This is a genomic window from Marinobacter sp. AL4B, assembly GCF_019916045.1.
In the GTDB taxonomy this organism is placed as follows: Bacteria; Pseudomonadota; Gammaproteobacteria; order Pseudomonadales; family Oleiphilaceae; genus Marinobacter.
In genome coordinates this window covers 1,130,824-1,157,217 of sequence record NZ_JAILWZ010000013.1, presented here as the reverse complement: position 1 = coordinate 1,157,217, position 26,394 = coordinate 1,130,824, and the positions used below count along the sequence as shown (strand labels likewise).

Sequence of the window (26,394 nt, the reverse complement as noted above, 5' to 3'; positions counted from 1 at the left end):
AGTGATCAATCAGCAATATTAAGAGTAAATGAAAAGCGAGCTCCTCCGGCAGGGTTGTTTTCTGCCCAGAGTTCACCCTCGAGATTCTCTACCAATGAACGGCTGATGGCCAGCCCCATTCCAAGACCGGCTTCCTTGGTTGAAAAAAAGCGGTCAAAAAGGCGAGACCGATCCGCTTCCGAAACGCCCCGCCCCTGATCATCCACCTCAACCCGCAACTGATCGTTCTCATGGGGCTTAACGCTGATTGTCACGGTGGTCACTTTTTCATCGTCTTTTGATAGGCTTGCTTCTATTGCATTCACAACCAGATTCAATAACACCTGTTCCAGCTGAATCTTGTCGCCTTTAACAAGCGGCAACTCTGAAGGTTGTTCAAACACGATCCGCACGTTATGCCGTTCCGCCATGTTCTCGCAAAAATCGATCATTTCACCGATCAACTCCGACAAATTAAGACGGGTAACAACCGGCTCCTGTTTGCGGGTAAAGTCCATCATTCGATGAATAATCTCTCCCGCTCTCAACGCTGTCTTGATGCTTCTGGTAATGGGTAACTCTACATCTTTCCAGGTAAGAGTGGGCTTATCCGCAAACCGTCGCTCAATGCCCCGGAGGTAGTTCACCATCGCCGAGAGTGGCTGGTTCAACTCGTGGGCAAGACTAGACGCCAACTCGCCCATGGTGACCAACCGGCTCGCGTGATTGATATCAGCTTGGTATTGCTTGAGTTGTTCTTCCGCGGCTTTCTTCTCTGTCAGATCGTGGGCGACCAGTGAGAAATACTCGATATCCCCATGCAAAGAACGGTGGGCAAGCAATTCCAGCATGACCGGTATACGGGCGGATTTCAGGCTCTGCATGGTCAGTTCGCCACGCCAGTTCCCCGTTTTTTTTGCGGTAGGGAACCCTTCTTCCATCAAAGTCCCGAGGCCTTTTTCGGTCACAAAGCAAGAAAGCGGGAAAGCGCTATAGTCGGTATGCTCCAGCGCCAACGCATTTCGAGCCGTTTCATTCAGATGTGAAACCGTGAAATCAAGGTTCGCAAAAATAACCAGATCCTGAGTACTTTCCAGAACTCGCGCTAGCCGACGGCTGGCTTTATCCGCCTTGACTCGGTGGCTCGCGTCTCGGGACACCACCAGAATTTCCCGAATTTCATTGGTTTCAGGATCTCGAATGGTTCGACTGGTACTTTCCAGCCAGGTGTAATGGCCATCTTTACACCGAAACCGATAGGTGTGGGTATACAAACCCCGGTCGTAGTTAACCGTAGGCGCCCGTAAGCGAAAATCCTCCACGTCATCGGGGTGATACAGGTCGTAGGCGGAGATACCCACAATGTCTTCAACCGAATACCCCAGCAAGTGCGTTACCGCCGGAGAAGCATAGATAAACCGCCAATCTTCCGGGGTATGCCGGGAGATCATGTCAGTAGATTGTTCCGCCATTTCCGCCAACAAGCGGTTACGTTCGGCATCGTCCGTCAGAGCAGTTCGCCCTTCTTCCGGGGTGCGGTTTTTCATTGCTATAAGATTCTCTGGAGCTCGGGTTGCGTTAATCAGCCCCTATTCTGAAGGTCTCCGGGGCCCTTGGCCACAGCGTGCCTGGGCCCCGCGACGGCCTAGCGCAAATATTCCTTGCTGAAGGCCTTGAATTGGGACGCGTCCGAGCGGCGAAGCCATTCGAATCCGACCATTTCTTTGGTCACGATTCTGGCTCCGGCCTGTTCCATCCGGCGTAGCGCTACTTCCGTATCGTAGGCGTTGCGCGCGGAAATAGCATCCGCCACCACAAACACCTCCAACCCCTTCTCCAGAAGCCTTATCGCCGATTGCATCACACAAGCTTGAGACTCCATGCCACACAAAACGACTTGCTTGCGATCATGCGCTTGAAACGCCTTTTCAAAACCCGGGTCATCAATACACGCGAAGAAAGTCTTACCGTAGATGTGGGCAGGCCCCACCAATTCCCGTAAACCCTCTTCCGTATGGCCCAAGCCATCAGGATACTGCTCAGATCCAATCACCGGTACGTTCATCAACCCGGCAAGGCGTACCAGCCAACTGCAGTTGTTTACCAGCTTCTCGTTTTCATGCACCCCGCCCAACAGGCGGGCCTGCACATCAATCACGGCAACGATGCACTTCTCTTGATCCATTAACATAATACTCTCCAGACTTACGCCGGGCGGCGGTCAACCATGTTCGTAGCAACGCCCTCAGCGACTACGGTGTCGCCCACTTTACAGACGGTTTCCAGTTTCACTCGACGTCGTTCTTCATTGATCTCAATAATCTTTGCCGAGGCGACAACGGTGTCCCCAATATGAACCGGCGCTTTGAACTTAATCTGCTGGTCGATATAGATGGCGCCAGGGCCCGGCATACGTGTACCCAACACGGCAGAAATCAGCGCTGCACTGAACATGCCGTGCACAATGCGTTCTTTGAATGGCGTGGTCTTCGCATACTCAGCATTAATATGCACCGGGTTGTCATCACCGCTGATACCAGCGAACAACACTACATCTGCTTCGGTGATCGTTTTGGCGTAGAACGCCTCCATTCCAACTTCAAGGTCTTCCAGGTAATAGCCGTGTAATTCTTGCATTGTCTCTTCCTCTCATTGATCCATACACCCACTACATTACTGGTTTATATCCATCAAACCAAGTACTTTTACTTGGTTTTTAGAAAATGCTCTGGTAGCCTTCTGTCATCCACAAAGACAACACCGCTTTGTACATAGGGAGTCGCGGTTATGCAGAGGCAACCGGTTAGCATTTTTGAAAGAGCCTTTAAAAAGCTGGTTCCGGGCGGATTGGAATCAATGGGCCGTCGCGGCTCAGACATCATGAACATCGCCGAAGATTTGCCGGAGTCGGACCTTGCCACTGTTAAGGAATGGATTGACGACTGCCTTGCCGAAAACGGCGGCCAGGTAGAAGCTCGCAAGCGCGCAGCCTTGCTCGGCCGGGCCTACCTAAAACTGTCTATAACAGGAAGAACCCGTTTTTTGGGCCTGCTTGCAGAACACTATGGCGTGAACGAAACCAGCGTAGAGGGCGCCATAGATCAATGGCATAACGCCAAAGCCAACGAGAAAACCAAAGCCGCACAGGCGTTACGCAAGGCATTAATTCCTAGCCGAACCGCGCTGTTGAAGCAATTCAACGGCGTGCCTTCCGGAGTCAAGTTTCTGGTGGATATGCGTGAAGAGCTGTTACAGCTTTGCAAAGACTATCCGGAACTGAAACCGCTGGAAACCGACCTCCGCGATCTGCTGGCAACCTGGTTCGACATCGGCTTGTTGCAACTGGAAGAAATCAGCTGGAATTCTAGCGGGGCCATTCTGGAGAAACTAATCGCCTATGAGGCCGTTCATGCCATCAAGAGCTGGAGCGACCTCAAGAACCGCCTTGATTTCGACCGTCGCTGCTTTGCCTTTATCCATCCCAATATGCCAGACGAACCGCTGATTTTCGTCGAAGTGGCTTTGGTGAACGGCCTCGCTGATAACGTTCAAAAGCTTCTGGACGAACACGCCCCCACTCAAGATATCGATAAAGCGGATACCGCGATTTTCTATTCAATCTCCAACGCCCAACAGGGATTGGCAGGCATCAGCTTCGGCAACTTCCTGATTAAGCAAGTGGTCAGCAAGCTTCAGGTGGAGTTCCCCCAGCTAAAACAGTTTGCCACTCTCTCACCCATTCCGGGTTTCCGTCGCTGGTTGGAGAACACACCGGCGGATCAGCTAAGCCAACTGCCGGGCGGAGAAGAATGGCTAAACACTCCTCCACCCCGGGATCCAGTGCGAGCAGGCCAAGCTGATGCCACCGGCGCCCAGCAAGAAGCCATCATGAAATTGGCGGCGTCCTACCTATGCTCCTTGAAACCCGGTAAGCCACGGGCCAACGACCCGGTAGCCCACTTCCATTTAAGCAACGGCGCTCAGGTTGCGAGACTGAATTGGATGGCTGACACCTCAGACAAGGGCCTGAAGCAATCCGCCGGCCTGATGGTGAATTACCTGTACGAACTTCCGAAGATTGTTGACCGCAGTATGCAATACACAGCAGAGGGAACCATTTCCCAGTCATCACACATCAAGAAACTCTTGAAATAGACAAACCGTAAAACGAAAGGAGAACACCATGACTAATCGCATCGCAGTTATTACCGGAGCAAACGGTGGTCTGGGTACCGCCATGAGCAAAGCGCTGGCCGCTCAGGGTCGCAAAGTAGTAGGCACTCACTTGCCCGGCGAAGAGGCGCAAGCCAATGACTGGCAGGCAAACCTCCGCGAGGAAGGCATCGATGCCGCCATTTACGCACTAGACGTCACCGACTTTGACGGCTGCAAAGCATTTGTTGCCGCCGTTGAACAAGATCTTGGCCCAATCGACATTCTTGTTAACAACGCCGGCATCACCAATGATGCTCCACTAAAAAGAATGCAACCCGAACAGTGGAACCAGGTCATCAACGTAAACCTGACGTCTATGTTCAACATGTGCCAACAGGTATTTGAAAGCATGTGTGAGCGTGGATTTGGCCGTATCGTGAACATTTCATCGTTGAATGGCGAGAAGGGGCAGTTCGGCCAGTCTAACTATGCCGCAACCAAAGCCGGCATTTATGGTTTCACCAAATCCATTGCTCAAGAGGGTGCTCGCAAAGGCGTAACCGCCAACTCAGTTTCCCCTGGCTATATCGATACCCCTATGGTTCGCCAGGTACCCGAAAAAGTCCTGAACAACATTGTTGCTGGCATCCCGGTTGGCCACCTTGGCAAGCCCGAAGACATCGCCAGAGCCGTAGCCTACCTGACAGCTGATGAAGCCAGCTTCGTGACCGGCACCAACATGTCGGTTAACGGCGGCCAGTACATGGCTTAAGGGAGCACACCATGACAGAGTTCAGAGCACCCACCCGTGAGATGGCGTTTACCCTGAAGCACGTCGCGGGGTTTTCAGAAATGACGAAAGCCTGCGGCTACGAAGATGCTTCCGAGGATGTCGTTTCCGCCATTCTTGAAGAAGCCGCTCGTTTTGCCGGTTCCGTCATCGCTCCAACGAACGTCACCGGCGATCAAACCGGTGTACGCCTGGATGGCGACTACAAAGTGGCTACCCCGGCAGGCTTTAAAGAAGCTTACCAGCAATACGCAGACAGCGGCTGGGCCAGCCTGCAGTTCGACCCGGAGTTTGGCGGTCAGGGCCTGCCGTTCTCATTGGCGATTCCGGTTCAGGAAATGTGGCATGCCGCCAACATGGCGTGGGGGCTCTGTCCTTTGTTATCTCAAGGCGCCGTAGAGGCGCTTTCCGAGAACGCCAGCGACGCTCTGAAAGCGCAGTTGCTGGCGAAAATGATTTCCGGGCATTGGACCGGCACAATGAACCTGACCGAACCACAGGCCGGTTCAGACTTATCAAATATTCGTACCCAAGCCCGTCCGGACGGCGATGTCTACCGGATCAAAGGTCAAAAGATTTTCATCACCTGGGGTGAGCACGACATGGCGGAGAACATCATCCACCTTGTGCTTGCTCGCCTTCCCGATGCGCCTCCCGGCGTCAAAGGCATATCATTGTTCGCCGTACCCAAGTATCTCCCGGATGCGTCCGGAGAACCGGGGGAAAGAAACGACTGCCGCGCCGTGTCACTGGAACATAAGCTAGGTATCCATGCCAGCCCTACCTGCGTCATGGCTTATGGCGACAACGAAGGCGCCATCGGTTATCTGGTGGGCGAGGAGAATCGGGGCCTGGCCTGTATGTTCACCATGATGAACAATGCACGGCTGACCGTTGGCCTGCAGGGCGTTTCCATTTCCGAGCGCGCCTACCAACAAGCGCGCGACTATACCTTCGAGCGAACTCAAGGCACAGCGCCCGGCGAAAAAGGTGTTTCACCGATCATCAAGCACCCGGACGTCCGCCGCATGCTGATGACCATGAAAACCCTGACAGAAGCCGCTCGGGGGCTCGCCTACACAGGCTGTGTGGCGATGGATTATGCCAACGCCGAGAGTCTGCCTGACGACATCAAAAGTCGCTATACGCGAAGGGCTAACCTGCTGACACCACTGGTTAAAGGGTGGTGTACAGAAATCGCGCAGGAAGTTACCTCCCTGGGCATTCAATGTTACGGCGGCATGGGCTTCATCGAAGAGACCGGCGCCGCGCAGCACTATCGTGACGCTCGAATTTTACCCATATACGAAGGCACAAATGGCATTCAGGCCCTTGATCTGATCGGTCGTAAAACGATCCGGGACAATGGCCAAGCCATGGCCGAGCTGATGGATGATATTCGCCCGTCCACCGGTCCGGTGCAAAGTCGCTCCGTGCTCTCTGCTGACCGTCAGGCTAAATTTGACCAAGCGGTGGCGTTCCTCGAAGATGCCACCAGAATCGTTCTGGAACGCGGCAATGACGACCAATTCACAGGTGCCGTTGCCTTCGACTACCTGATGCTTAGTTCCATCGTGACCGCAGGCTGGCTGATGCTCAAAGCCGCTACCGCCGCCGAAAATGATCCGGCTGACCAAAGCTCTTTTGCAGCAAACAAACTGGCCACCACGAACTTTTTCGTCGATCACATCTTGCCTCGCTGCACTGCGCACCTGAGCTCGATTCGATCCGGGGACGACGCCATCATGGCGCTATCGGAAACAGACTTTTAATAACAACCAAGAGGTATCGCCTCATGTACATTAACGGAGAATGGTTAACCGGACGCTCTGAGCTCCCGGTAACCAACCCTGCAACAGGTGACGTCATCGGGTTAGTGCTCGATTGCACAGATCAGGATATTGAGGCGGCCATCACGGCCGCCGATTGTGCTTTTAAAGAATGGAAAAAAACCACGGCGTATCACCGCTCCCAATTGCTCTACCGGGCCTGGGAACTGATGATCCGGCAGAAGCGAGAACTGGCAGAGCTGATGACTCGCGAACAGGGAAAACCCCTGAAAGCATCCCTTAACGAAGTTCAGTACGGTGCAGATTTCCTACTGTGGTTTGCCGAAGAGGCCAAACGCGTATACGGGCAAAGCATTCCTTCCGGTAGGGAAAACCAGCGCTTTATGGTACAGAAATCACCGGTTGGCGTGGTCGGCGCGATCACGCCCTGGAACTACCCGATCTCCATGATTACCCGCAAGCTTGCTCCCGCATTGGCCGCCGGCTGTACCGTCATCCTGAAACCAGCTGAAAGCACACCCTTGTGTGCAAAGGCTATGATGGAAATTTTCGCCGAAGCAGGCTTCCCAGCTGGCGTGATTAACATGCTGACCGTGCAGGATCCATCCCGGGTGGGCGATGCCTTTTGTACCGATCCGAGGGTTCGCAAGCTGACCTTCACAGGCTCGACGCCTGTCGGTAAAAAACTGAACGGTTTGGCCGCTGCTAACATGAAGCGTGTCTCTATGGAGCTCGGCGGCCATGCGCCCGCCATTGTCTTCCCTGATGCCGATCCAGTGCATGCCGCCAAAGGCCTGTCTCTGGTGAAATTCTTGAACACTGGCCAGGCCTGTATCAGCCCAAACCGTATTTTCGTGCACGAAGATCACCTTGAACCGTTCATTAAAGAACTCACCAGCCGCGCCAACCGTCTGGTGGCCGGTAACGGTATGACCGAAGGCGTGGGTATTGGCCCGTTGATCAACGACCAGGCCATCCAAAAGGTTGATAGCCAGATTAAAGACGCCGTTGCCAAAGGCGCAAAGGTAGAGACCGGTGGCCTGCGTTTGATGAATAACGGCCTGTCAGACGGTTACTTCTACGCCCCAACCGTGCTATCCGGCGTAACCCCTGAGATGAAAATCTATCGGGAGGAAACCTTTGGCCCGGTTGCTCCGATCATCACCTATCGTTCAGAAGATGATGTCATCGCTATGGCCAACGACACCGAGTATGGCCTAGCTGCCTATATCTACAGCAACAATATGACCACCGCCATGCGAGCGTTTGAAGCTCTGGATTTCGGCATTGTTGGCATTAACGACATCAATCCCACCAGCGCTGCCGCGCCATTTGGCGGCATGAAGAACAGCGGTCTCGGACGGGAAGGGGCTCAGGAAGGCATTGAAGAATATCTGGAAACCAAATTAGGGGGCTTCGCCCTTTAACCTCCCACCCCATTGTTTATTCCCGGCTTCTAGCCGGGTTTTTTTGGACCAAAAAAAAGCCCCCGGCCGAGGCCGGGGGAACATAGCTACAGCATTACAACAAGTCTACCACTATGCCGTCAGCTGACTCCTCAACACATGCTTTTGCAGTTTGCCGGTTGATGTTTTCGGCAGATTATCTGCGAATACGATCTTCTTAGGCACTTTAAAACCGGCCAGCTTGCTTCGACAAAAAGTCACCACATCCTCTTCCGTCAAACCTTCATTCCCGGATTTCAGAGTTATAAAGGCACAAGGAATTTCACCCCAATGGTCATCCGGGGCTGCAACCACCGCCGCTTCCAGTACCGCCGGGTGCTCATAAAGAGTACTTTCGACTTCTAACGTCGAAATATTCTCACCGCCGGAGATAATAATGTCTTTGGAACGGTCTTTGATTTCCACATAGCCATCGTTGTGCCATACCCCCAAATCACCTGTATGGAACCAACCGTTATTAAAGGCCTTAGCAGTTTCCTCTGGGTTACTGAGATAACCCTTCATCACGGAGTTGCCTCGGACAAACAGCTCGCCAATGCTCACTCCGTCTTTTGCAACGGGCTCAAGCGTAACCGGGTCTGCAACCATCATATCGGTCATAGACAAAGAGATAATGCCTTGCCGTGCCATCTTGGCCGCTTTGCTCTTGGCATCCATCGAGTTCCATTCGTCCTGGAATTCGCAAATCAGGCTTGGACCGTAGGTCTCCGTCAAGCCATACAAGTGCACCACCTGCACACCCATGGCTTCCATAGCCTCAATAGTTGCGGCAGGGGGCGCTGCCCCCCCAGTTGCGGCTGTTACGTGCTGGTCAAACGGTTTTTTGTCTTCTTCGGGGGCATTAATGAGCATGTTCATAACCACCGGGGCGGCACAAAAGTGTGTCACACCATGTGTTGAAAGCGCCTCATAGATGGCCTTGGGCTGCGGTGAACGCAGGCAAACATGAGTGCCCGCCACAGCGGTCACTGCCCACGGGTAGCACCAGCCGTTGCAATGGAACATCGGAAGAGTCCACAAGTAAACAGCACCTGCAGGGAGCCCGAACCCAATGACGTTGCTCATGGCATTCAAATTTGCGCCACGGTGATGATAGACAACGCCTTTGGGGTTACCGGTAGTGCCAGAGGTGTAATTCAGGGCAATAGCCTGCCATTCATCGTCAGGCATATCCCATTGGAAATCATCGTCACCGGTCGCCAACAAAGCGTCATAGGTCAAGGTGCCAATTAGTTCACCACCGTCGAAGTTCGGGTCGTCGACATCAATGACTGTGGGTTTGGCATCACAACCCTGGAGCGCTTCCCGAGCTCGGTCGCTGTACTCTTTATCGGTAAAGAATACCTTGGCACGACTATGATTGAGCATGAAGGTCATGGTCTTTGAATCAAGCCGGGTGTTTTGGGCATTCAAAACCGCACCGATCATCGGCACCGCGAAATGCAATTCCAGCATTTCAGGGATGTTCGGTAACAAGGCAGCGACCGTATCGCCTTTACGCACCCCGAGCTTGCGCAGCGCCGAGGCCATTTTCAGGCAGCGCTCATAGGTTTCCAGCCAATTCCGGCGGATGTTCCCATGAATAACCGCTGTGCGCGAAGGATGCGCCAGGGCCGTTCTCTGAATGAAGGTGATCGGTGTCAGAGGCGTATAATTCGCCTCTGTTTTATCGAGTCCGACCTCAAACATATTTTCCATTTCGTTTAACCTCTTGTTGTTCCCTTAGATGACGCTTTGCTGCCTTTAACTTCGGTCGACGACAGCATCTGTATCCGGTGCAGGTTCGTCATCTTGGTGATGTGTTGCTTTGTAGGCGTCTGCGAACCAGTTTTTTTCCAACACTAGCCATAACACGAGACCGATACCTAACCCCCATGCTGCGCCTTTAACGGCGAGAACCGACCCAACAATAATCGCAACGCCTCGTTCAAGATTGGTTTCACGTTCCAGCATTTCGATGGCCAGATATCCACACAAATAACCCTGAATCAGCAACGTCAATGCCATACCAATGTTGAGCCCTGGCTTAAATAAGGTCACAACGGGCACCAACACAATGGCGATAGTCATCCCCCAGTACAGACTGGTTGCACCACCCCAATAGCTGTCCATAACCGAACGCGGGTTGTTCATATAACGATTGATAACGAGCGCTTGACCGCCGGTCCAACCTGGTCCAGACAGGCTGATGAAAGGGGCAAAAATGCCGTGGAGAGTGTTTCGAATCCCTACGATGATACTGTTGCGGCGCGGACTGAAAACGAGTTTTTCGTCCTTACGGACACTATCAGCGTTCTTGAACAGCGAGTCCATAACCAGGATGTCGCCAAAAGCAATAATATAGGCAGCTAAAGCCAGTGGAATCGCATCAATAAAGTACTGAAACGGCGGCAGGCCTAGACCGATGATGCTGTATTCCTGAAGGATTGTCCCCATCGGAATTGTCGTGAAGCCCCACTCGACCACGGGCATTTCGACCTCTCCGATGATCAGACCGAACACGTAGGCGATCAAGAATGGAATCGCTATACCGTACTGAGCCACAAAACGGAAAAAGCCATAGCGTGCACGCAGTGGTCCCGCCGTTTCAGAGAAGAGCATAAAGAAGCCGAGGACGGCCCCCGTCAGAATAGTGATCGGCATGGTCCAAACACGACCGTCTGCAGCGAATTCCCCCATCACCGCAGAGACCCCCGCCCCGATAAGGATGCCCGCCTTTAGAGACATCGGCATTTTTCGTACTAACGAATCCGCCCCCTTAAAAACCCCGAGTCCTAAGAAAACCAGGGCAACGGTCAACTGGAGCGCAATGAGCGCCAGTATTCTGGCTTCCCCCTCGGGATAACCCATCAAAAATGCCACATACAAAGGAATACCCGCTGTAATCCAACCGGCCACCGTTGGGTCACCAAAGTGCGTATGCAACAAGTAAAGTATGTTGTTGAAGAGTACGAAAGCAACCGCGATTTCAAACGGAATGCCTAACACGGACGTCATAAGTGCGGTGATACTCAAAGGGACAACACAAAGAATCGCACCCTGCAGAATATCCGGAATTTCTAGTTTGTAGTGCACGAAGGGCACGCGTAATTTTAACGCCCCTAACGTCGACGGCTGCTCACCGCCCGTTGGTCTCTTCTGTAAGGACATTGTTTTTGTTCTCCATCCAGCGGAATGTGGAAATGCAAAAGTTGAGGCTCAACCCCAGCAGAATACTAAGCATTACCACCCACTCAATCAATGGTTTTTACTTGGTTTTTAGGGTGTTTTTATCTGAAAACGAACAAATTCTTCAGAGGAAAAAAAATATCCAATAAATTCATTAAGTTAAAAGGCAGCCAGAAATCAGAGAAGAAATAACTAAACATTCTGTGAACGTGTTTTGCAGAATGAAACTCGGAGGGGAAATTCAAGAACAATGGAAAGAGAGATAGAACAGTTATTGGCTCCACCCAACGCAGGGGCTGGGGGATACAATACCTCAAGGGAATTCAGGATTGGGGAAGCAGGCAGAGCAGATCCCCATCAGCCATCTTTAAACCCCTTCGCCACCAAATAAACTTCACGGGAGCGAGCTCTTGAGGAATCCGGTTTGCGCACCGACACCCTATCAAAAGCTGCGCGTACCGATTTAACGTACTCATCGTAGCCTTCACCGTGGAACACTTTGGCTACAAAGCTGCCTTTCGGCTTCAGAACCTGACACGCCATATCCAACGCCAGCTCCACCAAATACATAGACGCGGCCTGGTCCGCAGCATTTACGCCGCTGATATTGGGTGCCATGTCGGAAATAACGACATCCGCTTTGTCTCCGTCCAATGCGCCCATGAGTTCGTCAAACACCGATTCTTCAGTAAAATCGCCCTGAATAAACTCAACGCCGGCGATGTTATCCATGGGAAGGATGTCCGATGCCAGCACCCGGCCTTTGTGGCCCACCAGCTTCGCCGCCACCTGCGACCATCCGCCCGGCGCAGAACCCAGGTCTACCACCAGTCCACTGGGCTGAATCAGGCGATCTTTGTCGTTTATTTCCAGGAGCTTATAGCTGGCGCGGGAGCGATAGCCGTCCAACTGAGCTTGTTTCACAAAGGGATCGTTGACGTGCTCTTCGAGCCAGCGGTTACTGCTTTTTGAACGGGCCATCGGAATAGTCTTCTGTTTACTGCGGGAAAGCGCCATTGTACGCCGCTGCCTACGCGACCGCAAAAGCCGCGAAGCGCCTGACAAGCATCAGGCGCACCAGTACAATGGCATCACAACGCCAAGCATTGCTTAACACTGGAAGCCAACCGTGAAGCTGGACGACATCAAGAAATTGCATCAAAAGAAATATCGCCAATCCTTGGGGCATTTCTTGGTGGAAGGCGAGCACCTGGTGCTCGAACTGGAAAAGGCGGCGGCCAGCAACCCGCATTGGAAACAGGCTCAATTGCTTGTCACCAGCACTTACCAAGACTGGCGTAGCCCTTGGCCCAAGCAGGTGATCAGTGATCGGCAAATGGCTCAGCTGGCAGACACCAAAACCCCGCAAGGCATTCTCGCGGTGGTTCCTCTGCCCCCCGCCGCCAGCATCGATTCTGTAGACGGCAAAAAAGCCGTTTACCTGCACGAAGTTCAGGACCCGGGCAACCTGGGCACCATTTTACGCACGCTGGCGTGGTTTGGCGGCATGCGTTGCGTGCTCAGCCCCGGCAGTGTTGACCCTTACAACCCAAAGGTAGTCCGCTCCAGCATGGGAGCTATTTTTCATGTGCCTCTGGAAACCGATATCAGTTTGGATGCTCTGAGTCAGCGTTACCGGAGTATTGCCTGTTTGGACATCGGCGGCGACAAACTTACCCAGCCCGGCTTTCAAAGCCACGATTGTTACCTGTTCGGTAACGAAGCCCGTGGCATCCCTGCCGCAGCTTTAACCAAACTCAACGCCCATCGATACAGCATCCCTGGCGCGGCGGCGATTGAGTCCCTGAATCTGGCCTCAGCCGTGAATATGGCGACTTACGAACTGAACCGTTAATAGTTTGCCCCGGCTGGCGCTGAACCAGCCTCTCAGCTTTCCGCAGGCTCGGGCTCGGTAGCCTCGGCCAGCAATTCCGGCTTTTTCATGGCTTTCGCGAACAGGTCTTTGTGCTCGGCAATGCTCATCGCGCACTGCTCAGCCAAGTCTTCAGAAAGCCCTTCTACGTTTTTCTCCAACCAGAGCGCTACGTTCTCTGCCAGTTCCAGCACCTTGTCCCGGGCATCGGCTTCAGCCTTACTTTGAAAGAGCATGGTGTCTGGGTTGCTTAGCGCCATTTCCAGTCCGTCCCGATCAGAAAAGTATAATGATTGCACTGCCATGAGGCGTCCTCGCAGTCGTTAAATGCATGTATATTTATACAGTAGCATAGTACACGCAATTAGCCGAGGATAGGAACCTTGCTTACGATTTTAATCACAACCGATGAGGGGCTATGAATCCAACAATCGAACTTCTGAAGTCGCACCGCTCCATCCGCAAGTTCAAAGATCAGCAGATCCCCAAAGAGCTGTTTGAGGAGCTGATTCAGGCTGGCCAGAGCGCAGCCACGTCCAGTCACGTGCAGGCTTACACCGTAATTCATGTGGTAAACCCAGAAAGCCGAGCGCGCTTGGCGGAGCTGGCGGGCGGCCAACCCTATGTCGAAAGCGCCTCCGATTTTCTGGTGTTCTGTGCCGACATGAAACGCTCGACTGAAGCTGCCGAACGATCCGGTGCAGAGGTCACCCGTGGCATGACCGAACAACTACTCGTCGCCAGTATCGATGTTGCTTTGATGGCCCAAAACGTGGTGGTTGCGGCGGAGTCGGAAGGTCTGGGTATTTGTTACATCGGCGGCATTCGTAACAATCCGCAGGAAGTCAGCGAACTATTGCAGCTGCCCGAGCATGTCTATCCAGTATTCGGCTTGTGCCTGGGCTACCCGGACCAAAACCCGGAAGTGAAGCCGCGCCTGCCACTGACTAGCATTTTGAAACAAGACGTTTACGACGACTCTGACGATGAAATTCAGGTTGCCGAGTTTGACGACACCATGACCCGTTATTACCAAGAGCGTACGGGCGGCAATAAAAACACTAACTGGTCCGAGCAGTTGAAGCCCTTGTTCACCAGTAAGCTGCGCGCCCACATGAAAGAGTTTTTGAACAAACGCGGATTCGGCATTAAGTAAGTACCGAACCGGTATGTCTGCACTCAAGCGTCCTCAAGGATGAGGACAACCAACTCTTTCGGGCCATGGGCACCGTAAGCCAACACCTGCTCAATATCTGCGGTTTTCGAAGGCCCCGATATCAGCAAAAGATTGGTGGGCAAGCCCGCTGACCAACTCTGTTTTTCCATCATGCCGTACAGGTTATCTTCGATCTCACTGGCCTTCAGCAAGGCGATATGCAGCGGTGGCAACAGGCTCATCAGTCGTGGCTCATGTCGGTCTGGCCACAACACCAAGGAGCCGGTTGCGGCGATCGCGCCTGCGGTGCCGGTGATACTGGCATCCACTTGCCAGAACAGCTCTTCTTTCCACTCCTCGATCGGGCGGTCGTAGGCCAGCAGGTTTTGCTCGGCACCGGCTTTCGCCCAGAACTCCGCCAGCTGCTGCCCATGTCTGGTACCCGGTGCGTACAGCAGGTTAGCGAGCTTTCGGCTAGCCAATAGTTCCTGCACCTTCGCCGGCCAATTCGCCGCCGCCAGCGTGTACACCTCAGTATGAACCGCTTCCATCAGACTGCGCAGGCGTTGGATTCGGTCTTCCGGCGGGTACTGCCAGGGCTGAGTTACCAGCGCTTCGTCGAACTCGTCGGGCCTTGGTGTTGTTCCTTCCAAACCAGCCCGGAGCTTGTTCAAGATGTTGTCGCGGGCGCTCATGATTGCCCTCCCTGATTCTGCTCAGCGTTAAGATGGGCTTTCGCTAAATCATGCAAGGACCGGCGGGCCGGTATCGGTGCGGTGTGGTTCTCAGTCCAAGGGCCAAGCTTGCCGGGGGTCAGCTTGCCAAAGCGAGTTGCGGCCCAAAGCAAACCTTTGTACAACCCTGGCCGACTATTCAGCGCAGCCCAGATACGCCAAAGAGCGCGTTCCTTGCGGGAGTGCTTGGTCCCACTTCCCTTTACAACCGGCGGTTCGTCCGGGCCTTTTACGTTCTCCTGCCGCAGTCGTTGCAACAATTCCGGAATCGGAATTTTCACCGGGCAGACTTCACCACAAGCGCCACACAATGATGAAGCGCTGGGATGATCAGGCACATGATCCAAGCCCACCATGTGCGGCGTGATAATTTTGCCAATCGGCCCGGGATACACTTCACCATAGGTATGGCCGCCGACCCGCGTATACACAGGACAGTGGTTCATGCAGGCACCGCATCGGATACAGTTCAAAGTCTGGCGCATTTGCGCGTCAGCAAAGGCCCCGCTTCGGCCGTTATCCAGAAGCACCAAATGCACCTCTTCCGGGCCGTCCAGTTCGTCTGGCTTGCGGGGGCCCGAGATCATGTTGACGTAAGTGGTGATCGGTTGGCCCAATGCCGAGCGCGTCAACAAGGACAATAGCGGCACCACATCACGCAGGTTGGCCACCACCTTTTCGATCCCGGTGACCGCCACATGCACCGGCGGAACCGTCGTGCTCATGCGCCCGTTACCTTCGTTTTCCACCAATAGCAGGGTGCCGGTTTCCGCGATGGCAAAGTTGACGCCCGATACGCCTACATCGGCTTCCAGGAACTTTTTACGCAGCGTACGTCGGCCAATCTGAATCAGCTCGTTCACATCGTCGGTTTCTTCCACGCCCAGTTTATTGTGGAAAAGCTGCGACACTTGCCGCCTATTTTTATGAATCGCGGGCATGATGATGTGAGATGGCTTCTCACCATCGAGCTGGACGATGTACTCCCCCATATCGGACTCCAGGCACTCGATACCCCGATCCGCCAGATAGTCGTTCATCTCCATCTCTTCGCTGACCATGGACTTGCCTTTTACCACCTGCGAGCCCTGTTTTGATTCGATGATGGAATGGACAATGCGGTTGGCTTCTTCGGTGGTTTCAGCCCAGTGCACGTGGACGCCGTTTTCTGTGAGTTTGTCTTCCAGTTGCTCCAGCGCATCCGGTAATTGGGACAAGGCTCGGGCTTTGATGTGATTGCCCAGCTCCCTCAACCGCTCACGCTCCTGCTCATCAGGAAAAGCGTCGGCTCGTTTTTGCATCAACGAGTCCATAGCGACACGGAAATTGGTCCGCAGCTGACTGTCCGCTAAAGCTTCTGTGGCGCGGCCCCGGAAGCTGCTGGTGAGTTCTGTCATGGGGATGCGTTGGCTCATGATGCACCCTCGCCACTGATTCTCTCCCACAGAAAACTGGCCAGATGCCGGCCTCGGAAAGTCTGCTTTTGCTTATCTAACGAGCCATTGATATTCAGCAGGCATCCACCATCGGCGGTCACCATTTCGGCTGCCCCGCTGTCCCGCAAGGCGCGAGTTTTATCGAGTACCATCGCGCCAGACACTTCCGGCATGCGCACAGAGAAGGTGCCACCAAAACCACAGCATTCACTTTCGTGGTTGTGCTCCAGCCTTTCCACATTATCCAGTTTGGCCAGCAATTCCCGAGCATGCAGGTGGGTGTTCATTTCCCGGCGAGCAGAGCAAGACGTGTGCAAGGCAATCTGCGTTGATTGGCCTAAATCCTTCCATTCAACCTTGCACACATGCAGCAAAAACTCGATCAGCTCAAACGTTCGGCCAGCTAAATCCTCGACCCGTTTCAGCGTTTCTGGCTCCTCCGCAAAGACTTCACGATAGTGCTGGCGAAACATGCCGGCGCAAGATCCGGAAGGCACCACCACCGGCAAGCCGTTATCCAGCACATCCAGTTGGGAACGGGCAACGTCTCTCGCCTCGTTCACATAACCGGAGGTCCAGGCCGGCTGACCGCAACAGGATTGTTCCTGTGGAAAATGCACCCGAATACCTTCGCGTTCCAACAAACGAATGGCATCCAGCCCGGCTTCAGGAAAAAACAGGTCCACCACGCAGGTTCCAAACAGTGTCACCTCGGCGGGCTTCGCTGGATACTCTCTTGGGGCAGGCCTTGCTGGCGCGACCCGGGTGGCATTGGGTGCGGCATCGTAGAACCGTTCACTCACGCGTTATCACCTCCGGACTCTGTGGCACGATCTATGCAATTTTTGGAGTAAAGCGGCTCGATCAGCGGCTTCAAGCCTTTAGCTTCATCAACAAAAAGCTGAAGATGCGGGAAAGGTATTTCGATACCGGCCTCATCCAGTGTCTCTTTAATCTGCTCCAACACGTCCGCCATGATGGTTGGCTGCACATCCAGGTTATCCGGTGTAATCCAGATTTTAACTTCCAGATCCACCGAGGAATCGCCCAGATTTTTAAGCACCACCCGTGGCTCCATGCCCGGCGACTGCAGCACTTCCGGGTGCGCCATAAGCACCGGCATAATCACGTCTCTTGCCGCCTTGGCCGATTCTTTGTAAGCAATACCCACCGAAATATTGAGCCTGGTAGCGCCTTCGGCACTGTAATTAACGATCTCTGAAGAAGCGACACTGTCATTGGGAATCATGGTGAAGATATTGTCGCGAGTCCGCAGCCACGTGGTGCGCAGCGCAATTTTCACCACCTTGCCATCCTGGCCATTAATGGTGACCCAATCACCAATACGAAACGGTCGCTCGATCAACAAAGTAATACCGGCAATAAAGTTAGAAAGCGTCGACTGAGCTGCAAATCCCACGGCTATACCGACAATCCCCAGGCCCGCCACAATCGACAACAGGTCAAAACCGAACTGTGCGAGGATAGTGACCACCGCAAAGGTCGTCATCACCACCGACAACACATTGCCCGCCAACTGCTGAATAGATGCATCCAACCGGTTTCGGCGCAGCGTTTCGGCGGTCACGCGACGGATAACCAACCAGGCCACGTAGAAACCCAGCGCCAGCAAACCCGCCCTCGCGACCGCTTTTAAGAATTCAACTCCCGCTCCGAATTGCGCCAGTATCACCAACAAGGCACCCAGCCCGGTTAAATACCTTAGCCCGCTTCTCCCGTGTTTAAAGGTAGAGCTATTAACATTGCGCTTACCGACCACCAGCCGAATAAGCCCAATCAACACCAAGTACACCCCGAAAAACAAAGCCAAATACAGAATCGAAATCAGCATCTGACTGAGAACGTACGCTCCCACCTCACGCCATTCATACTCATGGCCGCCAAAGGCACTCAGCGTATCCCCAAGGTTTTTCTTTAATTGCTCGACCACGACTTCGGTAAATTCGATCATCAACCCTGTCCTTCAACAAATGAGCGCGGAAGACTTTCAAACTATCGTTGGGGCAAGTGCTTGCGCAATACATATATAGTAGCGGATTCTCGACTAACCATTTCCAGTGGAGCCCTTGAAGAGTTTTCCCATCGACGCCATGTTGAGATGGTAACGTCACACCTTTCTCATGATCCGGGAGCTACATGACCAAAAAACTCGACTATTCGCTACTTGAGCTGGCCTCCGTCCGCGAAGGTGATTCCGTTTCCAGCACATTAGCGAACAGCGTTGCCTACGCCCAGCACGCTGAAAACCTGGGTTTCAAACGCTTCTGGCTGGCCGAACATCACAATATGGAAGGCATCACCAGCTCCGCGACCTCGGTGTTGGTGGGCCACATCGCTGGCAAAACCAAGAGTATTCGAGTCGGCTCCGGCGGTGTCATGCTGCCTAACCATCCGCCGCTGGTCATTGCCGAACAGTTCGGCACGCTGGAGTGTGTCTACCCGGGCCGCATTGACTTGGGGCTTGGCCGCGCGCCAGGAACCGACCAGATTACCGCCCGCGCTTTGCGCCGGGATGGCATTGGTGCCGAGCAGTTCCCGGAAGATGTCGCACAGCTGCAAAATTTGCTTGGCCCATTACAGCCCGGACAACAAGTCAAAGCCATTCCGGGTGCCGGTACCAACGTACCCATCTGGCTGTTGGGTTCCAGTCTGTACAGCGCACAGCTGGCCGCCATGCGCGGGCTGCCCTATGCCTTCGCCGGGCATTTTGCGCCGCGTTTGTACCGGGAAGCTCTGCGAGTATACCGCGACAACTTCCAGCCCTCGGAACAGCTCCAACAGCCTTACGCCATGCTGGCGATTCCGGCCATACCGGCTGACTCCATGAACGAAGCCAAACGCCTGACCACCACCAGTTACCAGCGTATTCTGGCACTGTTCCGCGGGCAGCCGTTGTGGATGAAGCCACCCGTCGACTCCATGGATGGCCTGTGGAACACCGCCGAAGAAGCCGGTGTCAAAGATTTCCTAGGCTTACAAGTACTCGGCAACTCGGCCGACATTACACAACAGCTTGATACCTTGCTGTCCGATATCGAAGTCGAGGAACTGATGTTTACCGTCGATATTTACGAGCCAGAGAAACGCCAACATGCACTCAACATTCTAGCCGAGAGTTTATCCAATGAAGGATGATCGCTTTTTCGTGTTTCTGTCTCACGGGCTGGAAAGCGGCCCGAAAGGCACAAAAGTTCTAGCCATGAAAGCCGTCGCTGAAGAATTCCCCGGCGTTATCGCTGAGGCGATCGACCACACCAGTACCAGAGACCCGGAAACCCGCCTTCAACAAATGCGGGACGCTATGACCGCCGCAGGGGCCACTCCGGCACGCACCATTCTGGCCGGCTCCAGCATGGGCGGCTGGGTTTGTGCCCAAACCAGTGCCAACACGCCGGTACTGGGTTGTTTTCTCCTGGCCCCGGCGCTTGCCTTGGCGAAGTACCCGCAATCCAGCCCGACCCTTCAGGCCGAACACGTAAAAATCATTCATGGTTGGAACGACGATGTTGTGCCGGTTATGCCCGTTCTTGAGCTCGCCCATCAACAGCAGCTGGAAACCTTGGTTTTAGCCGACGGACATCGGCTTGAAAACAGCGTAGGCAGGGTATCGGGAGAGTTTCGGCGGTTCCTGAAAACGTGTCTAGTAGAACAGAATCCGGACTAAAATCAGAGCGTTGCACACTCCCGCCATTCGCTTTTTCATTTATTCTAATTTTGGCTGTTTCCTTGCGAAAACCGCTTTGTTTTGCCAGTCTTTATAAAGTTAACAAGGAACTAACTAAAAAAAGCGAGCGGAGATCACGTAATGAACAGCACAAACAAATTCCGGAAACTGGTCGGTATTTCAGCTTTGGCTTTTGCCGGGCTGACCGCTGCCAACGCAGTAAATGCCGCCAACTGGCGTTACGCCCACGAAGAATACGAGGGTGATGTTCAAGACGTTTACGCCTACAAATTCAAAGAGTACATCGAAGAGAACTCAGACCACTCATTGCAGGTCTTCCGCTTTGGTGAGCTGGGTGAATCTGATGACATCATGGAGCAGACCCAGGCAGGCATCCTGAATTTCGTGAATCAGTCCCCTGGCTTCACCGGCTCACTGATTCCTGAAGCTCAGATCTTCTTCATCCCTTACCTGCTGCCGACCGACATGGGTACGGTGATCGACTTTTTCCGTGAGTCCAAGGCGATCAACGAAGATTTCCCCAAACTCTATTCCGAACAAGGTCTGGAGTTGTTGAAGATGTACCCGGAAGGCGAATTCGTGGTCACCGTGGATGAGCCGGTGACATCGCCAGAAGAATTTCAGAACAAAAAGATCCGGGTGATGACTAACCCGCTGTTGTCTGAAACCTATTCCGCGTTTGGTGCCACCCCCACGCCTCTGCCTTGGGGTGAAGTTTACGGCGCGCTGCAAACCAACATGATTCAAGGTCAAGAAAACCCAATTTTCTGGATTGAATCTGGTGGCCTGTACGAAGTATCCCCAAACCTGGTTTTCACTGGCCACGGCTGGTTCACCACCGCCATGATGGCAAACCAAAACTTTTACAACGGTTTGTCTGACGAAGACAAAAAGCTGGTGCAAGACGCCGCTGACTTCGCCTTTGAAGAAATCATCGAACACATCGATGGCCTGGCAGATGAAGCACTTGAGAAGATTGTCGAAAAAGGTGATGACGTTACCGTTACCCGTCTGAACGAAGAACAGATTGAAGCGTTCCGTAAACGGGCACCTCAAGTTGAAGAAAAATTCATCGAGATGACTGGCGACGGCGGCAAGAAACTCCTCAAGCAATTCAAAGCCGACCTTGAAGCTGTTAAAGGCGAATAAACGGCAGGTTTCAAAGGGTGGCTCTGGCCACCCTTTGTTGTCCGGCTAAGGTTTAAATCTGCCCCGTCGTGTGCTTTAACGGCCGGGAGCAATTAGTTGTGGAGCACCACCCATGTCTGAGCATCCTCAAGAGGCTGTTGAAGACGATACCGGCACCTATGAATCCGGTTTACCCGGCATCCTTGGCACCATCGACGAATGGATAGCCAAAACCGAAGCAGTCATGCTGGCTGCTGGCGTTATCCTGATGGCCATCAACACCTGCATTAACGTTATAGGCCGTTTTGTTTTCGGAGAAGGTTTGTTTTTCTCCGGCGAGATCAACCGAATCCTCATTATTCTGATCACCTTCGCCGGCATTGGTTATGCCGCTAGGCACGGTCGCCATATTCGCATGTCAGCGGTCTACGATGCTTTTCCTGCCAGTGGCCGCAAAGTTCTGATGATCGTCATCGCACTCTTCACATCCGTTGTTATGTTTTTCCTGTGTTACTACTCATACGGCTACATCGAAACACTGCACGGCCGGGGCCGAATCCTGCCAGCCTTGGGCCTTCCCATCTGGTGGATTTATATCTGGGCACCTATCGGTTTTGCCATAACAGGCATTCAGTACTTCCTCACCGCCATCAAGAACTTCACCAGCAAGGATGTTTACCTTTCAACAGGGGTAGTTGACGGTTATGCCGACACAGAATCGGAAGTTTAAAAGCAGCACAAACCTGGAAGGTTGAGGACACGCATACTATGGCAACTATTATGATGCTCATCATGATCGGGCTGCTGCTTCTGGGCTTCCCGATGATGATTCCGCTAATCACCGCTGCGGTGGTTGGTTTTGTAATGATGTTTGACGGCTTCGGCCAGATGGGCACCTTCATCCAACAGATGATGGGCGGCATCCGGCCGGCGTCGTTGATCGCAGTACCGATGTTTATTCTGGCAGCCGACATTATGACTCGTGGCCAGTCTGCAGACCGGCTGATCAACATGGTCATGTCGTTTATCGGTCACGTTAAAGGCGGGCTGGCGATCAGTACCGCTACCTCCTGCACCTTATTCGGTGCGGTATCTGGCTCAACTCAGGCAACTGTGGTTGCAGTGGGTTCGCCATTGCGCCCGAAGATGTTGAAGGCCGGTTACTCTGATTCCTTTACCCTGGCCTTGATCATTAACGCCAGTGACATCGCGTTTCTAATCCCGCCCAGTATCGGGATGATTATCTACGGGGTTATTTCGGAAACTTCTATTGCCGAATTGTTCATTGCAGGCATTGGCCCGGGCTTGTTAATCCTGTTTATGTTTTCGGTGTACTGCCTGATTTATGCGTACAAGAACAACGTGCCCACGGAAGAAAAAGCCAGCTGGAAACAGCGTGCACTGTCGGTACGGGATGCCTCTTGGCCACTGATGTTCCCGGTCATTATTGTCGGCGGTATTTACGGTGGCATTTTCAGCCCTACGGAAGCGGCCGCCGTGTGCGTGCTTTATGCATTTCTGTTGGAATTCGTGATTTTCCGTTCGCTGAAACTTACCGATGTTTACCGGATTGCCAAATCAACCGGCCTGATCACCGCCGTGGTCTTCATTCTCGTTGCTGTAGGTAACGGTTTCTCCTGGATCATCTCCTTTGCCCAGATTCCGCAAGCCATCCTCGAATCCGTTGGCGTCAACGAAGCGGGGCCTGTCGGGGTTCTGATCGCGATTTGTGTCGCGTTTTTCGTCGCCTGTATGTTTGTTGACCCCATCGTGGTGATTCTGGTGCTCACTCCGATTTTCGCGCCCGCGATCCAGTCTACGGGCCTTGACCCGGTTCTGGTGGGTGTTCTGATCACTTTGCAGGTGGCCATTGGCTCTGCCACACCGCCCTTCGGTTGCGATATATTCACCGCAATTGCGATTTTCAAACGGCCATACCTGGAAGTTATCCGTGGCACGCCGCCGTTCATTTTCATGCTGGTGGCAGCCGCTGGCTTGATCATCGCCTTCCCGCAAATTGCGTTGTTCCTGAGGGATCTGGCTTACCCGCAGTAAGCCGGATACCCGGCCAATAACAGGAGACTGCTATGTTTAATCGAATTCTGGCGGCCGTGGATGGTTCCAAAACATCGCTTCGGGCACTAGACAAGGCAATCGAACTGCAACGGCTGTTACCAGAGGTTGAGATTTTCATCATCTGCGTTTACAAGCATCACAGCTTATTCGAAGCCTCCTTATCCATCGGGCGGCCCGACGACATGGACATCCCGGATAAGGTTTTGTCGGAATACGCTAAAGAGGTGGTTAACCACGCGAAAGAGTTTGCGAAGGAGCACGGCGCCACAAAAGTGCGCGGTTTCGTGAAAGCGGGCAGGCCTTCCAAGGTGATTGTGAAGTTCGCCAAGGAAAAGGAGACCGACCTCATCGTGGTCGGTACCAAAGGCACCAACAGCGACAAAGACGGCATGTTTTTGGGCAGCGTTTCTCACCGGGTGGCCTCCCAAGCCAAATGCCCCGTACTGGTCGTATGACGCTTTTCGCGCCACTCTGAACAACCCCGACAGCAGATTTTTGGCTGTCGGGGTATCACGGATATCCGCAAGCTGCGTGAAATTTCACCGTGCTAAACTGCCGCGCCTCTAGGTTACCTTACATTCACAAATCACAAGGCGCTTGTCGATGACCGCAATTGTCGATTTTCTCAACTCTATTATTTGGGGCTATGTTCTCGTTTACGGTTTGCTCGCCGTAGGCATCTTTTTCACCGTTCGCCTCGGCTTTCTGCAGTTCCGTCATTTCGGAGAGATGGTACGCGCCATCCGTGGTTCCCGCGAAAGCGACGTTCACGGTATTTCCCCATTCCAAGCTCTGTGTACCAGCCTCGCCTCACGCGTTGGCACCGGCAACCTTGCCGGTGTAGCAGTTGCTCTTTATCTGGGCGGCGCCGGAGCTATCTTCTGGATGTGGATGGTCGCTCTGGTGGGCATGGCCACAGGCTATGCGGAAAGCACCCTGGCTCAACTCTACAAAGTTCGTGACGGCAAAGGCCAATACCGCGGGGGGCCCGCTGTGTATATCGCCAAGGGCCTGAACGCACCGTGGGCTGCTGCCATTTTCGCGGTTTGCCTGATTATTTCCTTCGGTTTGGTGTTCAACGCCGTTCAAGCCAACTCTATTGCCGATGCCATGCAAGGCGCATTCGGCGCGCCCAAGCTCGGCGTGGGCGTAGTGATTGCAGCCTGTGCGGGTGTGGTGATTTTCGGTGGTCTGCGCAAGATCGTTCGTTTTGCTGAATTCGTGGTGCCCTTTATGGCCGGAGCCTATGTGCTGCTAGCATTGGGCGTGATGGCCATGAACATCACGGAAGTTCCGGGCATTCTGGCGCTGATCGTAAAAAGTGCATTTGGCCTTGAAGAAGCAGCCGGTGGTGCGGTTGGCTCCGTCACAGCGGCTATGCTGAACGGCATCAAGCGCGGCTTGTTCTCCAACGAAGCCGGCATGGGCTCGGCGCCCAACATTGCGGCTACAGCCACACCGGCACCGCACCACCCGTCATCGCAAGGCCTGGTACAGGCATTCGGCGTGTTCGTTGACACCATTGTTGTGTGTACAGCCACAGCCATCATGATTTTGCTGGCAGGTGTTCTGGAGCCAGGTTCAGGAGTGACCGGTACCCAGCTGACTCAGCAGGCTATGGAAGTTCACCTCGGCGAGTTTGGCAGCTACTTCATTGCCGTCGCCATCCTGTTCTTTGCCTTTACCTCCATCGTTGCGAACTACACCTATGCTGAAAACGCTTTGGTGTACTTGAAAGGCGGCAACACACTGGGCCTGACCATTCTCCGCTTAGCTGCTTTGGGCATGGTGATTTGGGGTGGCTACGAAGCCGTCGTCACCGTATTCAATGCCGCAGATGCGTCTATGGGTCTGATGGCGGTGATCAACCTGATTGCCATTGTGCTCTTGTCAGGCACCGTGATTAAGCTGACGAAAGACTATCTGGCTCAGCGTAAAGAAGGTGTAGTACCGCAGTTCAAATCCGCAGATTACCCAGAGCTGGACGAGAAAATCGACAGCACTATCTGGCGCTAATGTGTAATGCCCTGCAGCTTTCCAGTGATAGCTGCAGGGCAACTCTTTCCTTTCCGCGATCTATTGGTCCCCTCGCTTTTGCCGCAAAGTCAGCATCGCTAACAAGCCGGATACGGCCATCAAGAACAACGCCACCGCATTGAGTACCGGCGTAGATCCCTCTCGCAACCGATTGAATAGCGCTACGGTAAGTGGAGTGTCACTACCCGTAAGCATGACCGTGGTATTGAAGTTCTCGAACGACATCAGAAACGCCATTGCCGCCGCCCCGAATATTGATGGTAATAACCAAGGTAAAGTCACGGTGAACCAAGCCACCAATGGCGTTGCACCCAAGTTCAGTGCGGCTTCTTCCAGTTGTGGATCAAACTTGCGCAACCGCGCACCAATTACCAACGTAGCCAGTGTTGTTATAAAGGCCACCTGCCCCATCACCACCAGCGTCATACCCGGTCGAAAGACATCCAGCTCAAATCCCCACAACCGGGACACTTCGTTCGCGGTACCGCTGTAGAACACCAAAATAGAAACCCCCAGAATCACACCGGGAATCACCAGTGGCAACAGCATCAGCAAATACAAGAATTCCTTGCCTCGAAACTGCAGGCGTTCAAATAACACGGCATTGACGCAACCCAGCGCCACACTGCCCAAAGTCACCCAAAAGGCAATTTTCGTACTCACCCACAAAGCATTGAGCAAACCATTGTCATGGAAAAGGCCCGTTCGACCTTCGCTACCATTCGCCAAATACCAATCCAACGTGAACCCTTTCCATGGCAACGAGGGGAACTGGGAATCGTTAAACGCAAAGGCGGCGGTCACCAACAGCGGCATGGCCAAGTAAATAAAAAAAGTCACTAAATAGGCTAGGTAGAGGCCATCAAACAAACGGGAACGAGGTACGGAGCGAATCATAGG

At 53.5% G+C, this 26,394-nt stretch carries 25 protein-coding genes; 13 read left to right on the top strand and 12 right to left on the bottom strand.

The genetic code is table 11. The annotated features are described in order from the left end of the window. Positions 1 to 5: 5 nt before the first annotated feature. The 3 genes from K5L82_RS15605 to K5L82_RS15595 all read right to left on the bottom strand — a co-directional run bounded on the left by K5L82_RS15605 (position 6) and on the right by K5L82_RS15595 (position 2,616). Positions 6 to 1,526: a PAS domain-containing sensor histidine kinase gene (locus tag K5L82_RS15605; protein ID WP_223134780.1), complete on the bottom strand. Its 1,521-nt coding sequence runs from the start codon at positions 1,524 to 1,526 to the stop codon at positions 6 to 8. Between the two features lie 98 nt (positions 1,527 to 1,624). Further along, a complete protein-coding gene (locus tag K5L82_RS15600; RefSeq protein ID WP_223134779.1) occupies positions 1,625 to 2,170 on the bottom strand; it encodes a hydrolase in 546 nt (181 codons plus the stop codon). A gap of 14 nt (positions 2,171 to 2,184) precedes the next feature. Continuing rightward, the gene (locus K5L82_RS15595) at positions 2,185 to 2,616 is read right to left on the bottom strand and encodes a MaoC family dehydratase (RefSeq protein WP_133006731.1); all 432 of its coding nucleotides are present in this window, start codon (positions 2,614 to 2,616) and stop codon (positions 2,185 to 2,187) included. Positions 2,617 to 2,766: 150 nt separating this feature from the next. Here K5L82_RS15595 and K5L82_RS15590 point away from each other — a divergent pair, with 150 nt between their 5' ends. Genes K5L82_RS15590 through K5L82_RS15575 form a run of 4 tightly spaced genes read left to right on the top strand, consistent with a single transcriptional unit; the run spans position 2,767 to position 8,141 of the window. Further along, on the top strand, positions 2,767 to 4,134 hold the full coding sequence (locus tag K5L82_RS15590) for a malonyl-CoA decarboxylase (RefSeq protein ID WP_223134778.1): 1,368 nt from the start codon (positions 2,767 to 2,769) through the stop codon (positions 4,132 to 4,134). A gap of 28 nt (positions 4,135 to 4,162) precedes the next feature. Further along, complete coding sequence (gene phbB / locus K5L82_RS15585) at positions 4,163 to 4,906, top strand: acetoacetyl-CoA reductase (protein WP_223134777.1); 744 nt, start codon at positions 4,163 to 4,165, stop codon at positions 4,904 to 4,906. 11 nt (positions 4,907 to 4,917) lie between these two features. Next, the gene (locus tag K5L82_RS15580) at positions 4,918 to 6,696 is read left to right on the top strand and encodes an acyl-CoA dehydrogenase (protein WP_223134776.1); all 1,779 of its coding nucleotides are present in this window, start codon (positions 4,918 to 4,920) and stop codon (positions 6,694 to 6,696) included. A gap of 23 nt (positions 6,697 to 6,719) precedes the next feature. Beyond that, complete coding sequence (locus tag K5L82_RS15575) at positions 6,720 to 8,141, top strand: NAD-dependent succinate-semialdehyde dehydrogenase (protein ID WP_223134775.1); 1,422 nt, start codon at positions 6,720 to 6,722, stop codon at positions 8,139 to 8,141. A 111-nt stretch (positions 8,142 to 8,252) separates the two neighbouring features. Here the strand turns inward: K5L82_RS15575 and K5L82_RS15570 are convergent, their stop codons facing one another. The 3 genes from K5L82_RS15570 to rlmE all read right to left on the bottom strand — a co-directional run bounded on the left by K5L82_RS15570 (position 8,253) and on the right by rlmE (position 12,329). Further along, positions 8,253 to 9,878, bottom strand: a complete 1,626-nt coding sequence (locus K5L82_RS15570) for an AMP-binding protein (protein ID WP_133006736.1) — start codon at positions 9,876 to 9,878, stop codon at positions 8,253 to 8,255. Between the two features lie 45 nt (positions 9,879 to 9,923). Further along, on the bottom strand, positions 9,924 to 11,330 hold the full coding sequence (locus tag K5L82_RS15565; RefSeq protein ID WP_207924301.1) for a hypothetical protein: 1,407 nt from the start codon (positions 11,328 to 11,330) through the stop codon (positions 9,924 to 9,926). A gap of 375 nt (positions 11,331 to 11,705) precedes the next feature. After that, positions 11,706 to 12,329: a 23S rRNA (uridine(2552)-2'-O)-methyltransferase RlmE gene (gene rlmE / locus K5L82_RS15560; protein WP_223134774.1), complete on the bottom strand. Its 624-nt coding sequence runs from the start codon at positions 12,327 to 12,329 to the stop codon at positions 11,706 to 11,708. Between the two features lie 148 nt (positions 12,330 to 12,477). Between rlmE and K5L82_RS15555 the strand changes: the two genes are divergently transcribed. Continuing rightward, complete coding sequence (locus K5L82_RS15555; RefSeq protein WP_223134773.1) at positions 12,478 to 13,203, top strand: TrmH family RNA methyltransferase; 726 nt, start codon at positions 12,478 to 12,480, stop codon at positions 13,201 to 13,203. Between the two features lie 32 nt (positions 13,204 to 13,235). On the opposite strand, the gene K5L82_RS15550 is transcribed toward K5L82_RS15555, so the two are convergent. Then, entirely contained in the window at positions 13,236 to 13,526 is a 291-nt protein-coding gene (locus K5L82_RS15550; protein ID WP_223134772.1) for a YebG family protein, read from the bottom strand. A gap of 113 nt (positions 13,527 to 13,639) precedes the next feature. Here K5L82_RS15550 and nfsA point away from each other — a divergent pair, with 113 nt between their 5' ends. Next, on the top strand, positions 13,640 to 14,377 hold the full coding sequence (nfsA, locus tag K5L82_RS15545; protein ID WP_223134771.1) for an oxygen-insensitive NADPH nitroreductase: 738 nt from the start codon (positions 13,640 to 13,642) through the stop codon (positions 14,375 to 14,377). Positions 14,378 to 14,400: 23 nt separating this feature from the next. Here nfsA and K5L82_RS15540 read toward each other — a convergent pair whose 3' ends face one another. Genes K5L82_RS15540 through K5L82_RS15525 form a run of 4 tightly spaced genes read right to left on the bottom strand, consistent with a single transcriptional unit; the run spans position 14,401 to position 18,519 of the window. Continuing rightward, positions 14,401 to 15,072 carry a lactate utilization protein C gene (locus K5L82_RS15540; RefSeq protein ID WP_223134770.1) on the bottom strand — a complete coding sequence of 224 codons (672 nt, stop codon included), beginning with the start codon at positions 15,070 to 15,072 and terminating at the stop codon, positions 14,401 to 14,403. Further along, the gene (locus K5L82_RS15535) at positions 15,069 to 16,526 is read right to left on the bottom strand and encodes a LutB/LldF family L-lactate oxidation iron-sulfur protein (protein WP_223134769.1); all 1,458 of its coding nucleotides are present in this window, start codon (positions 16,524 to 16,526) and stop codon (positions 15,069 to 15,071) included. The genes K5L82_RS15540 and K5L82_RS15535 overlap by 4 nt, the downstream gene beginning before the upstream one ends. Beyond that, complete coding sequence (locus tag K5L82_RS15530; protein WP_223134768.1) at positions 16,523 to 17,350, bottom strand: (Fe-S)-binding protein; 828 nt, start codon at positions 17,348 to 17,350, stop codon at positions 16,523 to 16,525. The genes K5L82_RS15535 and K5L82_RS15530 overlap by 4 nt, the downstream gene beginning before the upstream one ends. Continuing rightward, positions 17,347 to 18,519, bottom strand: coding sequence for a mechanosensitive ion channel family protein (locus K5L82_RS15525; RefSeq protein ID WP_223134767.1), 1,173 nt, complete (start codon positions 18,517 to 18,519; stop codon positions 17,347 to 17,349). The genes K5L82_RS15530 and K5L82_RS15525 overlap by 4 nt, the downstream gene beginning before the upstream one ends. Before the next feature lie 185 nt (positions 18,520 to 18,704). On the opposite strand from K5L82_RS15525, the gene K5L82_RS15520 reads away from it, so the two are divergent. The 7 genes from K5L82_RS15520 (at position 18,705) to K5L82_RS15490 (ending at position 25,473) form a co-directional block, all read left to right on the top strand. Beyond that, entirely contained in the window at positions 18,705 to 19,703 is a 999-nt protein-coding gene (locus K5L82_RS15520; protein WP_223134766.1) for an LLM class flavin-dependent oxidoreductase, read from the top strand. After that, positions 19,693 to 20,232, top strand: a complete 540-nt coding sequence (locus K5L82_RS15515) for an alpha/beta hydrolase (protein ID WP_223134765.1) — start codon at positions 19,693 to 19,695, stop codon at positions 20,230 to 20,232. Before K5L82_RS15520 ends, K5L82_RS15515 begins: the two co-directional genes overlap by 11 nt. A gap of 141 nt (positions 20,233 to 20,373) precedes the next feature. Beyond that, the gene (gene dctP / locus K5L82_RS15510) at positions 20,374 to 21,402 is read left to right on the top strand and encodes a TRAP transporter substrate-binding protein DctP (RefSeq protein WP_223134764.1); all 1,029 of its coding nucleotides are present in this window, start codon (positions 20,374 to 20,376) and stop codon (positions 21,400 to 21,402) included. A 112-nt stretch (positions 21,403 to 21,514) separates the two neighbouring features. Beyond that, entirely contained in the window at positions 21,515 to 22,111 is a 597-nt protein-coding gene (locus K5L82_RS15505; protein WP_133006748.1) for a TRAP transporter small permease, read from the top strand. Between the two features lie 38 nt (positions 22,112 to 22,149). Then, complete coding sequence (locus K5L82_RS15500) at positions 22,150 to 23,436, top strand: TRAP transporter large permease (RefSeq protein WP_223134763.1); 1,287 nt, start codon at positions 22,150 to 22,152, stop codon at positions 23,434 to 23,436. Between the two features lie 32 nt (positions 23,437 to 23,468). Next, positions 23,469 to 23,912 carry a universal stress protein gene (locus tag K5L82_RS15495; RefSeq protein WP_133006750.1) on the top strand — a complete coding sequence of 148 codons (444 nt, stop codon included), beginning with the start codon at positions 23,469 to 23,471 and terminating at the stop codon, positions 23,910 to 23,912. A 148-nt stretch (positions 23,913 to 24,060) separates the two neighbouring features. Then, on the top strand, positions 24,061 to 25,473 hold the full coding sequence (locus K5L82_RS15490; RefSeq protein WP_223134762.1) for an alanine/glycine:cation symporter family protein: 1,413 nt from the start codon (positions 24,061 to 24,063) through the stop codon (positions 25,471 to 25,473). Positions 25,474 to 25,533: 60 nt separating this feature from the next. On the opposite strand, the gene K5L82_RS15485 is transcribed toward K5L82_RS15490, so the two are convergent. After that, positions 25,534 to 26,391 (bottom strand): ABC transporter permease, encoded by an 858-nt coding sequence (locus tag K5L82_RS15485; protein WP_223134761.1) that lies wholly within the window; start codon positions 26,389 to 26,391, stop codon positions 25,534 to 25,536. Positions 26,392 to 26,394: the final 3 nt, after the last annotated feature.

Excerpts from the sequence above, each read along its gene's own strand:
- dctP (WP_223134764.1), top strand. The coding sequence starts at position 20,374 with ATGAACAGCACAAACAAATTCCGGAAACTGGTCGGTATTTCAGCTTTG.
- phbB (WP_223134777.1), top strand. The coding sequence starts at position 4,163 with ATGACTAATCGCATCGCAGTTATTACCGGAGCAAACGGTGGTCTGGGT.
- K5L82_RS15605 (WP_223134780.1), bottom strand. The coding sequence starts at position 1,526 with ATGAAAAACCGCACCCCGGAAGAAGGGCGAACTGCTCTGACGGACGAT.
- K5L82_RS15575 (WP_223134775.1), top strand. The coding sequence starts at position 6,720 with ATGTACATTAACGGAGAATGGTTAACCGGACGCTCTGAGCTCCCGGTA.
- K5L82_RS15520 (WP_223134766.1), top strand. The coding sequence starts at position 18,705 with ATGACCAAAAAACTCGACTATTCGCTACTTGAGCTGGCCTCCGTCCGC.
- K5L82_RS15595 (WP_133006731.1), bottom strand. The coding sequence starts at position 2,616 with ATGCAAGAATTACACGGCTATTACCTGGAAGACCTTGAAGTTGGAATG.
- K5L82_RS15535 (WP_223134769.1), bottom strand. The coding sequence starts at position 16,526 with ATGAGCCAACGCATCCCCATGACAGAACTCACCAGCAGCTTCCGGGGC.
- K5L82_RS15525 (WP_223134767.1), bottom strand. The coding sequence starts at position 18,519 with ATGATCGAATTTACCGAAGTCGTGGTCGAGCAATTAAAGAAAAACCTT.
- K5L82_RS15570 (WP_133006736.1), bottom strand. The coding sequence starts at position 9,878 with ATGGAAAATATGTTTGAGGTCGGACTCGATAAAACAGAGGCGAATTAT.
- K5L82_RS15500 (WP_223134763.1), top strand. The coding sequence starts at position 22,150 with ATGGCAACTATTATGATGCTCATCATGATCGGGCTGCTGCTTCTGGGC.
- K5L82_RS15580 (WP_223134776.1), top strand. The coding sequence starts at position 4,918 with ATGACAGAGTTCAGAGCACCCACCCGTGAGATGGCGTTTACCCTGAAG.
- nfsA (WP_223134771.1), top strand. The coding sequence starts at position 13,640 with ATGAATCCAACAATCGAACTTCTGAAGTCGCACCGCTCCATCCGCAAG.
- K5L82_RS15505 (WP_133006748.1), top strand. The coding sequence starts at position 21,515 with ATGTCTGAGCATCCTCAAGAGGCTGTTGAAGACGATACCGGCACCTAT.
- K5L82_RS15485 (WP_223134761.1), bottom strand. The coding sequence starts at position 26,391 with ATGATTCGCTCCGTACCTCGTTCCCGTTTGTTTGATGGCCTCTACCTA.
- K5L82_RS15600 (WP_223134779.1), bottom strand. The coding sequence starts at position 2,170 with ATGTTAATGGATCAAGAGAAGTGCATCGTTGCCGTGATTGATGTGCAG.
- K5L82_RS15495 (WP_133006750.1), top strand. The coding sequence starts at position 23,469 with ATGTTTAATCGAATTCTGGCGGCCGTGGATGGTTCCAAAACATCGCTT.
- K5L82_RS15490 (WP_223134762.1), top strand. The coding sequence starts at position 24,061 with ATGACCGCAATTGTCGATTTTCTCAACTCTATTATTTGGGGCTATGTT.
- K5L82_RS15590 (WP_223134778.1), top strand. The coding sequence starts at position 2,767 with ATGCAGAGGCAACCGGTTAGCATTTTTGAAAGAGCCTTTAAAAAGCTG.
- K5L82_RS15540 (WP_223134770.1), bottom strand. The coding sequence starts at position 15,072 with ATGAGCGCCCGCGACAACATCTTGAACAAGCTCCGGGCTGGTTTGGAA.
- K5L82_RS15565 (WP_207924301.1), bottom strand. The coding sequence starts at position 11,330 with ATGTCCTTACAGAAGAGACCAACGGGCGGTGAGCAGCCGTCGACGTTA.
- K5L82_RS15550 (WP_223134772.1), bottom strand. The coding sequence starts at position 13,526 with ATGGCAGTGCAATCATTATACTTTTCTGATCGGGACGGACTGGAAATG.
- K5L82_RS15515 (WP_223134765.1), top strand. The coding sequence starts at position 19,693 with ATGAAGGATGATCGCTTTTTCGTGTTTCTGTCTCACGGGCTGGAAAGC.
- rlmE (WP_223134774.1), bottom strand. The coding sequence starts at position 12,329 with ATGGCCCGTTCAAAAAGCAGTAACCGCTGGCTCGAAGAGCACGTCAAC.